The sequence below is a fragment of the Kribbella soli genome, assembly GCF_004331345.1.
In the GTDB taxonomy this organism is placed as follows: Bacteria; Actinomycetota; Actinomycetes; order Propionibacteriales; family Kribbellaceae; genus Kribbella; species Kribbella soli.
Genome location: NZ_SJJZ01000003.1, coordinates 1009197 through 1026626, shown reverse-complemented (window position 1 = coordinate 1026626; position 17430 = coordinate 1009197). Strand labels below are relative to the sequence as shown.

Annotated in this window: 16 protein-coding genes; 7 read left to right on the top strand and 9 right to left on the bottom strand. The window is 69.9% G+C overall.

The genetic code is table 11. The features are described from left to right. Nucleotides 1–121 precede the first annotated feature (121 nt). From E0H45_RS27690 to E0H45_RS27680, 3 genes are read left to right on the top strand one after another with little or no spacing between them, the layout of a single operon-like run. Nucleotides 122–1156, top strand: a complete 1035-nt coding sequence (locus E0H45_RS27690) for an AAA family ATPase (protein ID WP_131342665.1) — start codon at nucleotides 122–124, stop codon at nucleotides 1154–1156. Nucleotides 1157–1185: 29 nt separating this feature from the next. After that, complete coding sequence (locus E0H45_RS27685; RefSeq protein ID WP_131342663.1) at nucleotides 1186–2148, top strand: DUF58 domain-containing protein; 963 nt, start codon at nucleotides 1186–1188, stop codon at nucleotides 2146–2148. Continuing rightward, a complete protein-coding gene (locus tag E0H45_RS27680; protein WP_131342661.1) occupies nucleotides 2148–3101 on the top strand; it encodes a VWA domain-containing protein in 954 nt (317 codons plus the stop codon). Before E0H45_RS27685 ends, E0H45_RS27680 begins: the two co-directional genes overlap by 1 nt. Before the next feature lie 30 nt (nucleotides 3102–3131). Here the strand turns inward: E0H45_RS27680 and E0H45_RS27675 are convergent, their stop codons facing one another. Continuing rightward, entirely contained in the window at nucleotides 3132–5342 is a 2211-nt protein-coding gene (locus E0H45_RS27675; protein ID WP_131342659.1) for a glycoside hydrolase family 9 protein, read from the bottom strand. Nucleotides 5343–5540: 198 nt separating this feature from the next. On the opposite strand from E0H45_RS27675, the gene E0H45_RS27670 reads away from it, so the two are divergent. Both E0H45_RS27670 and E0H45_RS27665 read left to right on the top strand, forming a co-directional pair. After that, the gene (locus E0H45_RS27670) at nucleotides 5541–6551 is read left to right on the top strand and encodes a LacI family DNA-binding transcriptional regulator (RefSeq protein ID WP_131342657.1); all 1011 of its coding nucleotides are present in this window, start codon (nucleotides 5541–5543) and stop codon (nucleotides 6549–6551) included. Nucleotides 6552–6737: 186 nt separating this feature from the next. Then, nucleotides 6738–7235 (top strand): DUF3145 domain-containing protein, encoded by a 498-nt coding sequence (locus tag E0H45_RS27665; protein WP_130380557.1) that lies wholly within the window; start codon nucleotides 6738–6740, stop codon nucleotides 7233–7235. Nucleotides 7236–7454: 219 nt separating this feature from the next. Here E0H45_RS27665 and E0H45_RS27660 read toward each other — a convergent pair whose 3' ends face one another. The 6 genes from E0H45_RS27660 to E0H45_RS27635 form a co-directional block, all read right to left on the bottom strand. Then, on the bottom strand, nucleotides 7455–8879 hold the full coding sequence (locus E0H45_RS27660; RefSeq protein WP_131342655.1) for an acyl-CoA carboxylase subunit beta: 1425 nt from the start codon (nucleotides 8877–8879) through the stop codon (nucleotides 7455–7457). Between the two features lie 16 nt (nucleotides 8880–8895). Continuing rightward, nucleotides 8896–10131, bottom strand: coding sequence for a beta-ketoacyl-ACP synthase II (fabF, locus tag E0H45_RS27655; RefSeq protein WP_131342653.1), 1236 nt, complete (start codon nucleotides 10129–10131; stop codon nucleotides 8896–8898). Nucleotides 10132–10254: 123 nt separating this feature from the next. After that, entirely contained in the window at nucleotides 10255–10503 is a 249-nt protein-coding gene (locus E0H45_RS27650; protein WP_130446978.1) for an acyl carrier protein, read from the bottom strand. 80 nt (nucleotides 10504–10583) lie between these two features. After that, complete coding sequence (locus E0H45_RS27645; RefSeq protein WP_131342651.1) at nucleotides 10584–11573, bottom strand: beta-ketoacyl-ACP synthase III; 990 nt, start codon at nucleotides 11571–11573, stop codon at nucleotides 10584–10586. Then, a complete protein-coding gene (locus E0H45_RS27640) occupies nucleotides 11570–12763 on the bottom strand; it encodes an acyltransferase domain-containing protein (protein ID WP_131342649.1) in 1194 nt (397 codons plus the stop codon). The genes E0H45_RS27645 and E0H45_RS27640 overlap by 4 nt, the downstream gene beginning before the upstream one ends. 78 nt (nucleotides 12764–12841) lie before the next feature. Then, the gene (locus tag E0H45_RS27635) at nucleotides 12842–14053 is read right to left on the bottom strand and encodes a PucR family transcriptional regulator (RefSeq protein ID WP_238155318.1); all 1212 of its coding nucleotides are present in this window, start codon (nucleotides 14051–14053) and stop codon (nucleotides 12842–12844) included. A gap of 116 nt (nucleotides 14054–14169) precedes the next feature. Here E0H45_RS27635 and E0H45_RS27630 point away from each other — a divergent pair, with 116 nt between their 5' ends. Further along, nucleotides 14170–15213 (top strand): PHP domain-containing protein, encoded by a 1044-nt coding sequence (locus E0H45_RS27630; RefSeq protein ID WP_131342647.1) that lies wholly within the window; start codon nucleotides 14170–14172, stop codon nucleotides 15211–15213. After that, nucleotides 15210–16217: a pirin family protein gene (locus E0H45_RS27625; RefSeq protein WP_131342645.1), complete on the top strand. Its 1008-nt coding sequence runs from the start codon at nucleotides 15210–15212 to the stop codon at nucleotides 16215–16217. The genes E0H45_RS27630 and E0H45_RS27625 overlap by 4 nt, the downstream gene beginning before the upstream one ends. Here E0H45_RS27625 and E0H45_RS27620 read toward each other — a convergent pair. After that, on the bottom strand, nucleotides 16192–16716 hold the full coding sequence (locus tag E0H45_RS27620) for a hypothetical protein (protein WP_131342643.1): 525 nt from the start codon (nucleotides 16714–16716) through the stop codon (nucleotides 16192–16194). The genes E0H45_RS27625 and E0H45_RS27620 overlap by 26 nt on opposite strands. Nucleotides 16717–16750: 34 nt before the next feature. Beyond that, nucleotides 16751–17392: a TetR/AcrR family transcriptional regulator gene (locus E0H45_RS43695; protein ID WP_131342641.1), complete on the bottom strand. Its 642-nt coding sequence runs from the start codon at nucleotides 17390–17392 to the stop codon at nucleotides 16751–16753. Nucleotides 17393–17430 lie beyond the last annotated feature (38 nt).

Genomic DNA, 17430 nt, shown 5'->3' with positions numbered 1-17430 from the left:
GGAGGATGGGACGGGGCGTAGCGGCGCTGGCCCCGGTGATCTGATGGAATGGGCTGGCGTTGCGAGCGGTGGAGACAGTGGGGAATGACATGGTCCGCGTGCGGGCCCCGGAAGGACAGGCATGACCGAAACGACGGTGCCGGCAGGAACGGTGGCCCAGCAGTCCCGGCTGATCGGCGAGGCTGTCGGCGAGGTCAAGCGGGTGATCGTCGGCCAGGAGCACATGGTCGAGACCCTGATGGTGTCGCTGCTGGCCAAGGGGCACTGCCTGCTCGAGGGCGTTCCGGGCGTTGCCAAGACGCTCGCCGTCCGGACCTTCGCCAGTGTGGTCGGGGGCACCTTCGCCCGGATCCAGTTCACCCCGGACCTGGTCCCGTCCGACATCGTCGGCACCCGGATCTACCGGCAGACCCGCGAGACCTTCGACATCGAGCTCGGCCCGACGTTCGTGAACTTCGTGCTGGCCGACGAGGTCAACCGCGCGCCGGCCAAGGTGCAGTCCGCGATGCTGGAGCTGATGGCCGAGCGGCAGGTGTCGATCGGCGGCCAGACGTTCCCGATGCCGAAGCCGTTCATCGTGATCGCGACCCAGAACCCGATCGAGTCCGAGGGCGTGTACCCGCTGCCCGAGGCGCAGCGGGACCGGTTCCTGGTGAAGATCGACGTACCGCATCCGCGCGGTCACGAGGAGTTCGAGATCCTTCGCCGGATGAGCGTCGACCCGCCGGAGCCCCGGCAGGTGCTGAAGCCGGAGACGATCCTCGAGCTGCAGCGGTCCGCGGAGCAGGTCTTCGTCCACAACCTGGTCGCGGAGTACGCCGTCCGCCTGGTGATGGCGACCCGGACGCCGACCGACTTCCACCTGCCCGACCTGGAGCCGATCATCGAGCTCGGCGTCAGCCCGCGCGCGACCCTCGGCATGATCGCGGCCGGCCGGGCGCTGGCGCTGATCCACGGCCGGGACTACCTGCTGCCGAGCGACATCCAGACCGTCGCGCTGGACGTGATGGGGCACCGGCTCGGCCTGACCTTCGACGCGGTCGCGGACAACATCGACCCGCGCGCCGTGATCGAGCGGATCCTGGCCACCGTCCCGCCGCCGCAGCCGGTCTGGCGTGACGGCGCCGACGGCTCCGGCCGCCCGGAGTTCGTGTAGTGCCCAACCGCCCAGATCCACGAGTTGCGATGACGATCTCGCAGCTCGCCCCCGAGCGTGCGTTGCGGCGGCTGGAGCTGACCGTCGTACGGCGGCTCGAGGGCTACCTGCACGGGGAGCACCTCGGCCTGCTGCCGGGGCCGGGCACCGAGCTCGCCGAGGCGCGTGAGTACCAGGTCGGCGACGACGTACGGCGGATGGACTGGGCGGTCACCGCGCGTACCACGGTTCCGCACGTCCGCGACCTGATCGCGGACCGTGAGCTGGAGACCTGGGCGCTGGTGGACCTGTCCGGCTCGATGGACTTCGGTACGTCGACGCTCGAGAAGCGGGAGCTCGCGGTCGCGGCCGTCGCCACGGTCGGGTTCCTGACCCACCGGCTCGGCGACCGGTTCGGCGGGCTGATGCTGCGCGACTCGGCGCTGCGCCGCTGGCCGGCACGGTCCGGGCGGCTCGCGCTCTACGGCCTGCTGCGCGCGCTGCTGGCCGAGCAGTTCAACGGCGACGAGGAGGCGCACCGCAGCGACCTGGCCGCGGCGCTCGAGTCGATGGCGCGGACGCAGCGTAAGCGTGGACTGCGCGTGGTCGTCTCCGACTTCCTCACCCCGCAGGACGGCGAGGTGGCCAGCCAGATCGAGCCGTCCTGGGAGCGCGCGATGCGCAAGCTGACCGCGCAGCACCAGGTGCTGGCGGTCGAGATCGTCGACCCGCGGGAGCTGGAGCTGCCGAACATCGGTGTCGTCACGATCGGTGACCCGGAGACCGGCGAGGTGCGCGAGATCGACACCCGGCGGCGTAAGGTCCGGGAGGCGTTCGGGATGGCCGCGCTCGCGCAGCGGGAACGAACGCGGGCCGCCCTGCGTAGGGTAGGTGCGGGGCACCTGGTGCTGCGGACCGACCGCGACTGGGTCGCCGACACCGTGCGGTTCGTGCTCGCCTACCGGCATGTCGCGGCCCGTCTGCACCAACCGCCGAAGGGAGTGGCTCGCTGATGGAGTTCCTGTCTCCGGCCAGATTGTGGTTCCTGCTGCTCATCCCGCTGATCCTCGCGGGGTACATCTTTCTCCAGCACCGTCGCTCGCAGTACGCGCTGCGCTTCACCAACATCGCGCTGCTGGACCGGGTCGCGCCGCGGCGGCCGCAGTGGCGGCGGCACCTGGCCGTCGGGCTGGCGCTGCTGGCCGCGCTGACCTGTGTCGTGGCGTTCGCGCAGCCGAAGGCCAAGGTGAAGGTGCCGCGCGAGCGGGCCACGATCGTGGTGGCGATCGACGTCTCGCTGTCGATGATGGCCACCGACATCGACCCGAACCGGCTCGAGGCCGCGAAGAAGTCGGCGAAGAACTTCGTCAACCAGCTGCCGGGCAAGTTCAACGTGGCGCTGGTGAACTTCGCCGGTACGGCCTCCATCATCGTGCCGCCGACCACCGATCGGGCGACCGTGCTGCGCTCGATCGACGGGCTCGAACTGGCCGAGTCGACCGCGACCGGTGAAGGCATCTTCACCTCGCTGCAGGCGCTCACCCAGGTCCCGCCGGACCCCGAGCACCCGACCGAGCCGGCCCCGGCGCGGATCGTGCTGCTGTCCGACGGGAAGCGCACCGTCGGACGGACCGCCCAGGAGGGCGCGCAGGCCGCGAAGGCGAAGAGCACCCCGGTGTACACGATCTGCTTCGGCACCGACTCGGGCTTCATCGAGATGGACGGCATCCGGCAGCGGGTCCCACCGGACCGTGCCGAGCTGCGGTCGGTCGCCGAGATCAGCGGCGGCAAGGCCTACACCGCGGAGTCGGCCGGTGAGCTCGAGGACGTCTACAAGGACATCGGTTCCTCGGTCGGGTACGACGAGGTCGACAAGGAGATCACCGCCCGGTACGCCGGTATCGCGATGCTCTTCACCCTCGCCGCGGCCGGCGCCTGCATCGCCCTCGCCACCCGTTTCCCCTAGCAGGACGCAGCCTCTAGAAGGACACTGCCCCTAGGAATCGGCGTAGGCGGTGAGCCAGGCAAGGGCGGAGTTCCAGTTCACGGCGACTTCGTTGGTCGAGTACGAGCCGATCTCGTCGATGTAGCACTTGGCCGGGGCGCAGCCCTGAAGGTTGCGCTGGGCAACGGGGTCTTGGAGTCCGGAGTTGGGGCCGCCGGCCATCGAGCCCGGGTACGGCGACGGCAGCGCCGGGTCGAGCGAGTGCGCCCAGAAGCGGTGGTGCTGATTGTGGCTGGACCGCTCGCCGTAGCCGGTCACGTACGACTGGCCGACCGCGTTCCGGCCGAGCAGGTAGTCGAGCGACTCCAAGGCCGCCGAGCGATAGGCGGTCCGGCCGGTCAGGTCTGCAGCGATCGCGAGGATCATCGCGTTGTTCGCCGTACCGGAGTTGGAACCCCAGACGTACTTGCCGTCCGCCGGCTTGTAGGGGTTGGCGTAGCCCTGCGACTTCAGGTCGGCGACGTAGGTGTCGGCGACTCCGGCGATCCGCTGGCGCAGCTTCCACTGGTCGAGGAGTGACAGCCGCCACGGCACCCGGGCCAGCGCGAGATCCGCCAGTCCACCGGTCTCCTGCCAGGAGAACCCGTCCGCCGCCTTCAACGTGGTGGTGATGGCCTTCCGGTACGACGCTTTGCCCGTCGCCGCGAACAACTCCGCGGCCGCCCACGAGAACTCATCGGTCACCTTCGTGTCGTCGTACGCGCCACCGCCCTCACCACCGGCGGGCGCATAGACGGCAGGGTGCTGCCGGGCCGCGGTCCAGGCCGTCTCGGCCGATTGGAGGCACCTCGTGGCGAACGCCTTGTCCCACTTCGCGTACACCCGAGCGCAGCGCGCACCCAGTGCCGCGAGGTTCAGCGTGGCCGCGGTCGACGGCGGGTAGAGGTAACGCTGCTGTGGATCCGCCGCCGGTGCGAGCGGGAGGCCGGTCCATTTCTCGTCGTGGATCTTGTGGTGCACCATCCCGGCCAGCGGCTGCCCGGCCGGTACCTGCATCCGCAGCAGGAAGTCGAGCTCCCACTTCGCCTCGTCGAGTACGTCGGGTTTCCCGTTGCCGGCCTCGGGGATGCGCAGCGTGTTGTCGGCAGTCCCACGATCGTGGTGGCCGGCTGATCGTTCGTACAGGTCGAGGAGTTGCCACGCGGCCAGAGCGCCGTTGACGACGTACTTGCCGTGGTCGCCGGCGTCGTACCAACCGCCGCGGACGTCGAGGCTGTAGTCGCAGGTGGCGGGGAAGCAGGGGACCGAGGTGTCGCCCTTGTTCGGGGCGACGCCGAGATGGCCGGCGGGTCGGGCGTACGCGTCGCCGACGTACTGCGCCTCGATCGGGATGCCGCTGCGGTTGTTGTAGAAGTACTCGAGTGCGTCCTGCCGGAGCCCGGCGTACACGTCGGTGCCGATGTCGAACGGGTCGCTGAGGTCGTCGCCCACCTTCAGGCGCAAGCCGGTGCCGGTGCGACGGTAGGTGCCGAGGTCGATCAACTGGACGTTGTCGCCGGAGAGCGCGTCCGGGCCGTACGGCTTGGTCTTGCCGGTAGCAACGATCTGGTTGCCTCCGTCAAGCAGCTGCCAGGTCTGTGCCGTGGTCGTCGTGGTGACGTAGGTGGCTCGCTTCGGGCCGCCGGCGACGTACCCGAGCTGGTTGACCCGCACCGCCGGGCCGTAGTCGCGGACCCCGCCCGGTGGCACGATGCCGCCGACGACCGAGATGTTGTCCAGGCACAGCGTGTACGCCTCGGTCGCGCCACCCGCCTGGAACGACACCTGCCCGTGCGTGTCGGTGACCGGCGACGTCCCGGTGAACTCGAACGTCTGCGGTGTCGTGGTGGCGTCGACGGGTTTGTTCAGCACCGTCGAGTACGGCGCGGCCGACTGCTGTAGCGCCGTACGGAACTGGACCGGCCGGCTGGCCGACGCGTCGAACCTGATCGTGTACGGCTGGCCCTGCTCGAGCGGCAGGTCGTCCTGGCCGATCATCGCGTCCCAGGGATTGGCCGTGCCGGCCGGGATCTGCGCGCACAACCGGCCGTCCGTCACGTCGGCGGGGATGTTGCTCCACCACGGATCCTTGCCGGTGTCGAAGGTCCCGTTCAGCACCCGCTCGTACGGCGGATCGGCAGCTGCCGGTGTGGTGACGAAGGGGACCAGCGTGAGGGCGCCGAGCAGGGCGATCGTGCCGGACCGCCGTCGGGATCTGGGCATGGCAGGCCTCCGGAAGCTGGTCTGGGAGCGCTTGCAGTTACGAACCGACCGGACCTGATGCTGCCGACCGTCACCAGCCGTGTCAAGAGCGAGATGTACGCTGGAACCGCTCCCATTCTGCTCCGCCGAAGGAGTTGAACGGCGCGTTCGGGTCGTGATGTTCTACGCTCGCCCTACGCCAAGAGTAAGGAACCGCCGGTGACCGACCTTTCCAGACGCCAGGTGACGCTCGACGAGGTCGCCGAGCGTGCCGGTGTGTCCCGGTCGGCGGCATCGCGTGTCATCAACAACGCCCCGCACGTCAGCAAGGCGAAACGGGCAGCCGTACTGCGGGCCGTCGCCGACCTGGGCTACGTGCCCAATGCGACGGCGCGGGCGCTCGCGACGCAGCAGGCCGGCGCTGTCGTGCTCGCGATCTCCAGCGACAGCGCGCAGGTGTTCGCCGACCCGTTCTTCGCCGAGGTCGTGGTCGGCATCTCGGCAACGCTCGACGAGACCGAGCTGGAGCTGATGTTGCTGCTGGCAACGTCGTCGCGAGGGCGGACCCGGTTGGAGCAACTGCTGCGGACGCGGCAGGCCGCCGGGGTGATGCTGATGTCGATGCACGGCGACGATCCGCTCGCCCGGCTCGCCGAGCAGTCCGACGTACCGGTGGTGTTCGGCGGGTGCCCGATCGGCTTCGAACCGCGGTACTACGTCGACGCGGACAACCGCGGCGGAGCACGGCTCGCGACCGAACATCTGATCGCGAGCGGACGGACCCGGATCGCGACGATCACCGGCCGGATGGACGAGGGCGCCGGCGGTGCGCGGTACAAGGGCTTCCAGGAGGCGCTCGCCGTCGCCGGACTCGACGCGAGCCGAGTTGCCCACGCCGACTTCTCCGAGGACGGCGGGACCGCCGCGATGCGCGAGTTGCTGGACAAGCACGCCGACCTGGACGCCGTGTTCGTCGCGTCCGATCAGATGGCTGTCGGCGCGCTGCAGGTGGTGAAGGAGGCGGGACGCTCGGTGCCGGGCGACGTAGCGATCGTCGGGTTCAACGACATCGCCGGTGCCCGCCACATTGATCCGCCGCTGACCACCGTCGCCCAGCCCATCCAGTCTCTCGGCCGGGAGATGGCACGGATGCTGCTCGCGCTGATCTCCGGGGACACGCCGACACCCCTGATTCTCCCGACCCGCCTGGTGCGCCGCGGGTCCAGCTGAGATCGCGACACGACGGTGATGTAGTTGACACGGCGAGGTTGCTGGTGTTGAAGGGGGCTGTGGTGCAAGATGTACCAGAGTTCTGCGGGGCATCTTGTGATGCCTTGCGGGATCAGTACCGCCAGGACCGACAGACGAGTGATCGAGAACGCTGGGGAAGGCGCCCCTCGAGCACAGGAGGTCCCGGTGGCGACGACTCGTGGCGTTCTGTACGTCCACACGGTGCCGTCAGCGTTGTGCCCTCATGTCGAGTGGGCCGCGGGCGGCATCCTTGGCGTGCCCGTGAAACTGGACTGGACACCGCAACCTGCGGCCCAGGGCCAGTACCGGGCCGAACTGTCGTGGCAGGCTGAGGCCGGGACCGCGGCGAAGCTGGCGTCCGCCTTGCGCGGATGGCAGAAGCTCCGGTTCGAGGTGACCGAGGAGCCGAGCAACGGCGTCGAAGGCGAGCGGTACTCCTTCACCCCGGCGCTCGGGGTCTTCCACGCGACCACCGGCGTCCACGGCGACATCATGGTGCCCGAGGAGCGGTTGAAGGCGGCCATGCTGAAGGCGGCGAGCGGTGAGGCCGACCTGACCGAGGAGGTCGAGCGGCTGCTCGGCCGCCCGTGGGACGACGAACTCGAGCCCTTCCGGTACGCCGGTGACGGCGCCCCGGTGCGCTGGCTGCACCAGGTGGTCTGAGGAGTTCCTGAGAACTTCAGAAGAAACCTGTGAACTCGGGGACGTCGCCGAACTTTTCGGTGAGACTGAGCATCAGACGTTCTACAAGGGTGGGAGGGGCCGTGGCCGCTGGGCCACCGGGTGTCGGGACACCCCCGGTGGTTGTCTAAAAACAGCGGCCGCACCACGTGAAGGGCACGAACCTCCGGGTTCGTGCCCTTCCAGCCGTTTCAGGGCTGGCTACAGCGGGATGTTGCCGTGGTTGCCGCGGATCGGTCCGCCGGCCTCGGCGGTGGCCAGGGCGGTCGCGAGGGCGGTGCGGGTGCAGGTCGGTTCGACGACCTCGTCGACGACGCCGATCTCGATGGCCCGGTCGATGCCGCCGGCAATCTTCTCGTGTTCCGCGGCCAGCTCGGCCTCGACCTGGGGCCGGAGCTCCGGATCCACCTCGGCGAGCTTGCGGCGGTGCAGGACCCGGATGGCGGCCACCGCGCCCATCACGGCGACCTCGGCGCGCGGCCACGCGAAGACCCGGGTGGCGCCGAGCGAGCGGGCGTTCATCGCGATGTAGGCCCCGCCGTACGTCTTCCGGGTCACCAGCGTCACCCGCGGTACGACGGCCTCCGCGAACGCGTGCAGCAGCTTGGCGCCCCGTCGTACGACGCCGTCCCACTCCTGACCGACACCGGGCAGATACCCGGGTACGTCGACCAGGACGACGAGCGGTACGCCGAACGCGTCGCACATCCGGACGAACCGGGACGCCTTCTCCGCGGACAGGGCGTCCAGGCAACCACCGAGCCGGAGCGGGTTGTTCGCGATCACGCCGATCGTGCGGCCGCCGAGGCGACCGAGTGTGGTGACGATGTTCGGTGCCCACCGCTGGTGCAGTTCGACCGAGGAGTCCTCGTCGAGCACCCCTCCGACCAGCGGGTGGACGTCGTACGCGCGCTTCGCCGACTCGGGCAGGAACCCGGACAGGTCGGTGTCCGGGATCGCGGTCGACATCGTGCCCTGGTTGGCGAGCAGATCGGCCAGCCGGCGCGCCTGCTCCAGCGCCGTCGCCTCGCTGTCGGTCGTGATGTGGACGACGCCGGACCGCCGCCCGTGCGGCTCGGGGCCGCCGAGGCGGAGCATGTCGACGTCCTCACCGGTGACCGAGCGGACCACGTCCGGGCCGGTCACGAAGATCCGGCCCTCCGGACCGAGGATGACGACATCGGTCAGCGCCGGACCGTACGCCGCTCCGCCGGCCGCCGGGCCGAGGACGACGGAGATCTGCGGGATCTTCCCGGAGGCCTGCGTCATCGCGTAGAAGATCTTGCCGACGGCGTGCAGGCTGAGCACGCCCTCGGCCAGCCGGGCGCCGCCGGAGTGCCACAGGCCGATGATCGGCACCTGCTCGGCGCGCGCCACCTCGTACGCCTGAACGACGACGTCGCAGCCTTCGTCGCCCATCGCGCCGCCCATCACCGTGGCGTCGGAGCAGAACGCGACGACCTTCGCCCCGGCAATCTTCCCGCGGACCGCGATCATCCCCGACAGGTTGTCCGGGGTGATCAGCTCCAGGCTGCCCGGGTCGAGCAGGTTCGTCAGCCGGGTCACGGGGTTCCGCGGGTCCAGCTCACGGGGCAGTTTGGCGGGTTTCGCCGGGGCGACGGTCATGAAGCCTCCAGGGGGACTACAGCGTTTTGAAGGCGATGGCGGCGTTGTGGCCGCCGAAGCCGAAGGAGTTGTTCAGCGCCGCGATGTCCCCGTCGGGCAGCTTGCGTTGCTCGGTCGCGACGTCCAGCTCGATCGCGTCGTCGAGCTTGTCCACGTTGATGGTCGGCGGCGAGACCCGGTTCTTCAGGGCGAGCACGGTGGCGACCGACTCGACCGCGCCGGCGCCGCCGAGCAGGTGACCGATCATCGACTTCGGCGCGGTGGCGACCGCGTGGTCGGCCTCCTTGCCGAGTGCCTGCCGGATCGCGAGCGACTCGGCGATGTCGCCCTGCGGCGTCGAGGTGGCGTGCGCGTTGATGTGGAAGATGTCGGCCGGGGTCAGGTCGCCCTCGGACAGCGCCCGCTCCATCGCCCGCCGCGCACCGGAACCGGTCGGGTCGGGCTGCGCGATGTCGTGGCCGTCGGCGGAGATCCCCGCGCCGGCGAGCTCGGCGTAGATCTTCGCGCCGCGCGCCTTCGCGTGCTCGTACGACTCCAGGATCAGGATCCCGGCGCCCTCACCGAGCAGGAACCCGTCGCGGTCCACGTCCCACGGACGCGACGCCTTCTCCGGGTCGTCGTTGCGCTTGCTGAGCGCCTGCATCATCCCGAACGCGGCCAGCGGCAGCGCCATGATCGCGCCCTCGGCGCCACCGGCCACCACCACGTCCGCGCGGCCGAGCCGGATCTGGTCCAGTCCCAGCCAGATCGCCTCGTTGCCGGACGCACAGGCCGACACCGGGGTGTGGACGCCGGCCTTCGCGCCGAGCTCCAGGCTGACGTAGGCCGCCGACGAGTTCGGCATCAGCATCGGGATCGCCAGCGGCGACACCCGGCGCGGGTTCTGCTGCAGGGCGTCGTAGTTCGACAGCGTGGTGTGCAGGCCGCCGATACCGGAGGCCACCGCCACACCGAGCCGCTCCTTGTCGAGCCCGGAGTCCTCCAGGCCGGAGTCGGCCCAGGCCTCGCGGGCGGCGACGACGGCGAGTTGCGCCGTACGGTCCAGACGGCGGGCCTTGACGCGCTCGATGACCTCGGTCGGCTCGACCGCGACCGGTGCGGCGATCTGCACCGCCAGGTTCTGCACCCACTCGTCGGTCAGCCGCCGTGCGCCGGAGCGACCGGCCAGCAACCCTTCCCAGGTGCTGGTCACATCGCCGCCGAGCGGAGTCGTGGCTCCGAGTCCGGTGATGACGACTCGGGTCTTCGACATGGTTACCTCATCCTTCACATGAGCGTTCTGCGGTTGGGAGCGAGGGGTGTGTACTGCGTGGTGCTCATCGGACCGTGTTCACGGCCCGATGAGCATCCGGGCCAGCACGGGTGACGGCGTACGTCAGCCGTTCTGGGCGCGCTCGATGAACGCGACCGCGTCGCCGACGGTCTTCAGGTTCTTGACCTCGTCGTCGGGGATCTTCACGTCGAACTTCTCTTCGGCGGCCACCACGACCTCCACCATGGAGAGCGAGTCGACGTCGAGGTCGTCGGTGAAGGACTTGTCCAGCTGGACGTCCTCGACCGGGATGCCGGCGATCTCGTTCACGATCTCGGCGAGGTTGGAACGGATCTCTTCGGTGCTGGCCATGTTCTCTGGTTCCCTTTCGGATTTCTTCTGGCTGTCACAGCCGGGTGCGGCCACCTGAGCCGCCCCCGGACAACTATGGACTACGGAAGCCGGATGACTTGGGCTGCGTACACCAGCCCGGCTCCGAAGCCGATGATCAGGGCGAGGTCGCCGCTCTTCGCCTCGCCGGCCTCGCGCATCGCGGTGATCGCGAGCGGGATCGACGCGGCCGAGGTGTTGCCCTGGCGCTCGATGTCGCGGGCGACCTTGACGTGCTCGGGCAGCTTCAGCGTGCGGCGCATCGCGTCAGTGATCCGCATGTTCGCCTGGTGCGGGACGAACAGGTCGAGCTGCTCCGCCTTCACACCGGCCACGTCCAGCGCCTTCTGCGCGGCCTTGGCCATCTCGAACGACGCCCAGCGGAACACCGGGTTGCCGTCCATCGTCAGGTGCGGCCAGTTGTGGTTGCCGTGCACCTCCTGCCAGGACTCCTTCTGGCTGATCACCTGGTGCTGCGTGCCGTCGGAGCCCCACACGACCGGGCCGATGCCCGGCTCGTCGGTCGGGCCCACGATCGCGGCACCGGCGCCGTCGGCGAAGATGAACGCCGTACCGCGGTCGGTCCGGTCGGTGATGTCGCTGAGTCGCTCGACCCCGATCGCCAGCACGTACTTCGCGCTGCCGCCGCGGACCAGGTCGTTGGCCATCGCGACGCCGTAGCAGAAGCCCGCACAGGCCGCCGAGATGTCGAACGCCGCCGCGGTCGGGGCGCCCACCTCGACCGCGATCCGGGTCGCGATCGCCGGCGTCTGGTACAGGTGCGTGACGGTCGCGACGATCACGCAGCCGATCTCGGACGGGTCGATACCGGAGTCCTGCAGCGCTTCCTTGGCTGCGTTCACCGACATCATCAGGACGGTCTCGTCCTCGCTGGCCCAGCGCCGTTCCTTGATCCCGGAGCGGGTCTGGATCCATTCGTCGCTGGAGTCGATCTGCTCGAGGATCTCCGAGTTCGGCACTGCCCGGCGCGGCCGGTACGACCCGATCCCGAGAATCCCGGCGTACTGCGAGCCTGTCGATGCGGTGATCATGCGTTGCTCCCGGCGGGGTGTAGGCGGACCAAGGGCTGGCCGGGGGCGACCGGGTCGCCTTCCTCGACGAGCCACTCGACCACGATGCCGCCGTGCGGCGCGGTCACGTCGACCTCGTCCCGCAGGCTCGCCACCTTCGCGACGACCTCACCGGCCTCGACGGTCGCTCCGGACTCCCGCGGTACGTCGACCTTGCGGGTGAAGGTGCCCTTGATCGGCGCGACCAGCAGGCGCCAGGTGGGGGAGGCGTCGATCTCGGACGGGCTGCCGTGCTTGTCGACGAACGCGCGGGCGTCGTCGAGCTGGTCCGGGGTCTTCAGCGCGAACGTCTCGACACCCTTGAGGGCGCGCCGCGCGATCCCGGTCAGGGTGCCCGCCGGCGGCAGCTCCAGGATGCCGGTCACCTCGAGCTCGGCCATGGTCTGCATGCACAGGTCCCAGCGGACCGGCGAGTTCACCTGGGTGACGAGCCGCTGCAGGACGTCCCGGCCGTCGTGGACGATGTGGCCGTCGCGGTTCGAGATCAGGCGGGTCCGCGGATCGTGAGTGCTGATCGCGGTCGCGTACTTCGCCAGCGTCTGGACGGCCGGCTCCATGTGCCTGGTGTGGAACGCACCGGCCACCGACAGCGGGATCAGCCGGGCCTTCGCGGGCGGATCGGCGGCCAGCGCCTCCAGCTCCTCGACGGTGCCTGCGGCAACGATCTGGCCGGGGCCGTTGTCGTTGGCCGGCGTCAGGCCGTGCTCGGCGAGCTTCGCGAGGATCTCGTCGCGGTCGCCGCCCAGCACCGCGGTCATCGAGGTCGGCGTCAGCGCGGCCGCCGCGGCCATCGCCTTGCCGCGCTCGCGGACCAGGACCATCGCCTGCTCGGCGGACAGCACGCCGGTGCCGGCCGCGGCGGCGAGCTCACCGACGCTGTGACCGGCGACCGCGCCGACCTTCGTGAAGGCGTCGGCCGGGTGCGGGAAGACCGCCAGCGCGGCGAGCATGCTGGAGGCGACCAGCAGCGGCTGCGCGATCGCGGTGTCCCGGATCGTGTCGGCGTCGGCTTCGGTGCCGTAGTGGGCGAGGTCGAGACCGGCGACCGCGGAGAGCCAGTTCAGCCGGCTCTCGAACACGGGATCCGCCAGCCACGGCTCGAGGAATCCTGGGGTCTGGGCACCCTGACCGGGCGCGACGATGACGAGCACGTGACCACTCTCCCTCAGCCGGGCCGGTCGTGAGCGGAAAGGCGAGCACGAATTCTCCGGGGCCGGTTTGTAGAGATCCTACAAAACGGTGCTTCCCGGCTCGGGATTGAGCAGCCGACCCAGGGCCAGTGCGACACGCAACGTGAAACTGTCGCGGGGATTCAGCGGGTTGTACCCCGTGATGTCCGCCACACGCTTCAACCGGTACCGGACGGTATTGGCGTGGATGAACATCGCCCGGGCCGTCGCCTCGATCGATCCGCCGGAGTCCAGGTACGCCGAGACCGTGTCGAGGAGCACGCCATCGCCCATGGTGAGCGGGCCGTAGACCTCGTTCGCGAGCTGCCGGCGCGCGTGGCCGTCTCCGGAGAGTGACCGTTCCGGGAGCAGTTCGTCGGCCGGCACCGGTCGTGGGGCACCCGGCCAGGCCACCGCGGCGCGGAGCCCGGCGACGGCGGCTCGTGCCGAGGTCACGGCCGACATCAGGTCCTTCACGACCGGTCCCACCACGATCGGACCGGGTCCAAACCAGGGCGCGAGTTTTTGTACGATCTCGACAGGTTCGCTCGTACCGCCGAGTACTACCACCAGGCGGTCGCCCTGGATCGCGCACAGAGCGTCAGCACCCGCTTCGCGGGCCGCGTGCCGGACCAGGTCCGCGACGTTCGAGCCGGCGTTGCGGACTTCGGCCGGTTCGGCGGGAGCCCGTCCGACCACCACGGCGACCTCGGCGGCTCCCGTCGTACCGGCGGCTCCGGTCCAGCCGAGGGCCGAGGCGCGGGAACGGACCGACTCGTCGGCCTCGCCGCGGATGACGGAGTCGACGAGGAGGGCCTCCAGACGGGCGTCCCAGGCGCCGCGCATCTCGGCGGCCTGCGCGTAGACGGTCGCGGCGGCGAACGCGACCTCGCGGGCGTACCGCTGGATGGCCTCGTGGACGATCGGCACGTCGTCGGGCGGCAGCAGGGTGCCGATGGTGTTCTCGATGGTCTCGATCGTGGTCCGCACCAGGTCGACGGTCTGGTGCAGCGAGATCACCCGGGTGAACTCCCGCGGCGCGGAGCCGAAGATCCGGGTCGGCATCGAGGAGTGCGCCTCGGGGTCGCGGAACCACTCGACGAACGCCGAGATCCCGGACTGCGCGACGAGCCCGATCCACGACCGATCCTGCGCCGACAATGTCGCGAACCACGGCAGCTTGGCGTCCATCGCCGCCATCGCGGCCGTGGCGAGGGCCCCGGTCGCGTGTTGCAGGCGCTCGGCCCGTGCGACGTGCTTCGGATCGGCCACGCCCCAACCGTAGACCCCGAACCGCCATGCAGGCAGAACCCACCCAGATCGCCATTCCAGGCATCGTTTCACCGGGTTCTGTCTGCGTGGCGGTCCGCGCTGCCATGATTAGGCGCATGACCGACAATGCGGGCGTGGCAGACGCCGTTGCCGCTCTGCGGGCGATCGGCTATTACCTTGAGCGCGATCGCCAGCCGACGCACCGGGTGAAGGCGTACCGGCGGGCGGCCGACACGATCGCCGCGTTACCGGCCGCCGAGGTGCGGGCGCGCCGCCGTGCCGGCACGCTGACCGAACTGGCGGGGATCGGGCCGAAGACCGAGGCCGTGATCATCGAGGCGATGGACGGCGAGACCCCGGCGTACCTGGTCAAGCTGGAGGGCGACGCGGGGGAGCTGACCGGCGCGGGGCAAGGGCTGCGCGCCGAGCTGAAGGCGGACCTGCATCTGCACTCGGAGTGGTCCGACGGCGGCAGCCCGATCGAGGAGATGGCGCGTACGGCGCACCGCCTGGGCCACTCGTACATCGCGCTCACCGATCACTCGCCGCGGCTGACCGTCGCCAACGGCCTGTCCCGGGAACGGCGGCTGCAGCAGCTCGAGGTCGTTGCCGAGCTCAACAAGAAGCTCCAGGACGAGCTGGACGGCTTCACGATCCTGAACGGTATCGAGGTCGATATCAACGAGGACGGCTCGCTCGACTGTGACTCCGAGATCCTCGCCCGCCTGGACGTGGTGGTGGCGAGCGTGCACTCGAAGCTGCGGATGGCGGCCGAGCCGATGACCGAGCGGATGGTCCGCGCGATCGCCAACCCGCACGTCGACGTCCTCGGTCACTGCACCGGCCGGCTGATCACCGGCGGTCGCGGAACCCGTCCCGAGTCGGAGTTCGATGCCGAGGTCGTGTTCGAGGCGTGCCGTCAGTTCGGTACGGCGGTCGAGATCAACTCCCGTCCCGAACGGCTCGACCCGCCCAAGCGGCTGCTCTCGATGGCGGTCGAGATGGACTGTGTGTTCTCGATCGACACCGACGCGCACGCGCCCGGCCAACTCGACTGGCAGGTGTACGGCTGCGAACGCGCCGAGGACTGTGGGGTGACGCCGGATCGCGTCATCAACACCTGGGACCAGCAGCAACTCGCGGAATGGACGGCGTCATGAGTGATCTGGAGAAGGACCCGGCCGAGGTCGTCGGGACCGGGGACTGCGAGGGTCCCGCGCTGGAGATGCTCGAGGCGCGCGACGTCGTCCTGGGGCGAACCACGAAGGTACGGCGGCTGCTCCCGAACAAGAACCGTCGGATGGTCGGCGCCTGGTGCTTCGTGGACCACTACGGACCGGAGGACCTGACCCAGCGCGTCGACTCGTACGACGTACCGGGGGAGCGCGGCATGCAGGTCCCGCCGCACCCGCACACGAGCCTGCAGACGGTGAGCTGGCTGTTCGAGGGCGAGATCGAGCACCGCGACAGCGTCGGATCCCACGCGTTCGTCCGCCCGGGTGAGCTGAACATCATGACCGCCGGCAACGGCATCGCCCACTCCGAGGTCTCCACCCCGGACGCCCCGCCGAGGCTGCACGGCGCCCAGTTGTGGGTCGCCCTGCCGGACGACGTCCGTACGACGACCCCGCCGGCCTTCAACGCGTACGCCGACCTGCCTCGACTCGAGCTCGACGGCGCGCAGGTGACGGTAATGATCGGGACCGTCGCCGGTGTCACCTCACCCGCCCCGGCGTACACCCCGCTCGTCGGCGCCGACGTCACGATCGAGCCAGGCCGTACGGTCTCGCTCCCGCTCACTGCGTCCAACGAGTACGCCGTCCTCGTGGTCGACGGATCGCTGACGGTCGGGGAACTGAGCCCGGGGTTCGGCGAGATGACCTACCTCGGCGCCGGCCGCGACGCGATCGAGCTCGTTGCCTCGGGCAATGGTGTGCGCTTCCTGCTGCTCGGCGGCGAGCCGTTCGAGGAGGAGCTGGTGATGTGGTGGAACTTCATCGGCCGCTCGCACGAGGAGATCGTCGCCGCCCGGAACGCCTGGCAGGCCGCGATCGATGCTGCTGGCAACGACCGGTTCCCGATGGTCCCCGGGTACGACGGGGATCCGCTGCCGGCACCGCCCTTGCCCGTGACGACGCTCAAACCGCGACCGCGAGCGCGCTGACCCGGCGCCGGTAGTACGCCCAGGTGACGGCCAGCAGCGCGGGACCCCAGAAGTTCAGCGGCGAGTAGCAGGCCAGCATCAGCACCTTCCAGCCCGTGCCGGAGAACGGGATGAAGTGGTCGGTGTACGCGTCGCGGAACCCGTACGTCCAGATCGCGATCAGGGACAGCGATCCCAGGACGGCGGGCACGATCGCGGCGTACGGATGGATGCGCCGGCCGCCGATGAACGGGATCCAGCGCGGCGCGACCTCGCCCCAGCGGCTGACCAGGCCCAGTGCGGTCAGGGCGACCAGTTCGGAGACGATCGACAGCGAGACGACGTACACCTTCTCGCCGATACCGCCGAGTTGGGCGGGGTTGCCGTTGTCGTCCAGCATGCCCATCGACGATCCGAACACCAGGCCCAGCCGCCAGAGCCCGGACGGCAAGGTCAGGAACGGGATCGCGTGGGCGAGGAGGTAGGCCCAGCGGGGGACGGGACGGTCTGTTGTGCTCACGTTCCGAGCATCCGGCCTACCGCCCCTCGGCGCCTCACCCGTCGGAGTGAAGCGGCTCCCTCCGAGGGCCGATTCCTTGTTCCAGTACGTCGAAGGCGCGGTCGATGACGGCCGCCTGATCACGGCGGACCTGCTCGACGTCGTCGCCGGCCACGATCCGGCCGACCGGGGTACGGAAGATCGTGGTGATGGTCGCGGTCAGCAGGTTCGCGACCAGGCGTGCGGAGAACTCGTCGCCGGTCTCCTCAGCCAGTACGCCGGCCAGCATGTCGCCGATCTCGTGTTCCTGCTCGACCATGCGGGACATCAGCGCGGGGCTGGACTGCAGCACGCTCCAGAATCCGTGCACACCGGCGATCGCACCGGACAGCGGGTGCCCCGCGGCGAGCAACTCGTGGTGGTAGCGGCGCATCGCGGTGGCCACCGGCTCGCCGGCGGGCCGGTCGCGGACGACGGCCTCGAGCTCGCGGAGCCGGTCGAGGTGCCGGTCCAGGTACAGGTCCTCCTTGCGCGGGAAGTAGTTGAAGACCGTCATCTTGGACACACCGGCCGCCTCGGCGATCTCGGCGACCGTCACCGCGTCGAACCCGCGGGTCACGAACAGGCCGGTGGCCACGTCCGCGATCATCCGCCGGGTCGCCTGCTTCTTGCGTTCGCGCAGTCCTTGCTCCGCCATGATGGGGATTGTACTGGACCAAATTTTATACCCGGTCT

Excerpts from the sequence above, each read along its gene's own strand:
- E0H45_RS27690 (WP_131342665.1), top strand. The coding sequence starts at position 122 with ATGACCGAAACGACGGTGCCGGCAGGAACGGTGGCCCAGCAGTCCCGG.
- E0H45_RS27685 (WP_131342663.1), top strand. The coding sequence starts at position 1,186 with ATGACGATCTCGCAGCTCGCCCCCGAGCGTGCGTTGCGGCGGCTGGAG.
- E0H45_RS27680 (WP_131342661.1), top strand. The coding sequence starts at position 2,148 with ATGGAGTTCCTGTCTCCGGCCAGATTGTGGTTCCTGCTGCTCATCCCG.
- E0H45_RS27675 (WP_131342659.1), bottom strand. The coding sequence starts at position 5,342 with ATGCCCAGATCCCGACGGCGGTCCGGCACGATCGCCCTGCTCGGCGCC.
- E0H45_RS27660 (WP_131342655.1), bottom strand. The coding sequence starts at position 8,879 with ATGACCGTCGCCCCGGCGAAACCCGCCAAACTGCCCCGTGAGCTGGAC.
- fabF (WP_131342653.1), bottom strand. The coding sequence starts at position 10,131 with ATGTCGAAGACCCGAGTCGTCATCACCGGACTCGGAGCCACGACTCCG.
- E0H45_RS27650 (WP_130446978.1), bottom strand. The coding sequence starts at position 10,503 with ATGGCCAGCACCGAAGAGATCCGTTCCAACCTCGCCGAGATCGTGAAC.
- E0H45_RS27645 (WP_131342651.1), bottom strand. The coding sequence starts at position 11,573 with ATGATCACCGCATCGACAGGCTCGCAGTACGCCGGGATTCTCGGGATC.
- E0H45_RS27630 (WP_131342647.1), top strand. The coding sequence starts at position 14,170 with ATGACCGACAATGCGGGCGTGGCAGACGCCGTTGCCGCTCTGCGGGCG.
- E0H45_RS27625 (WP_131342645.1), top strand. The coding sequence starts at position 15,210 with ATGAGTGATCTGGAGAAGGACCCGGCCGAGGTCGTCGGGACCGGGGAC.
- E0H45_RS43695 (WP_131342641.1), bottom strand. The coding sequence starts at position 17,392 with ATGGCGGAGCAAGGACTGCGCGAACGCAAGAAGCAGGCGACCCGGCGG.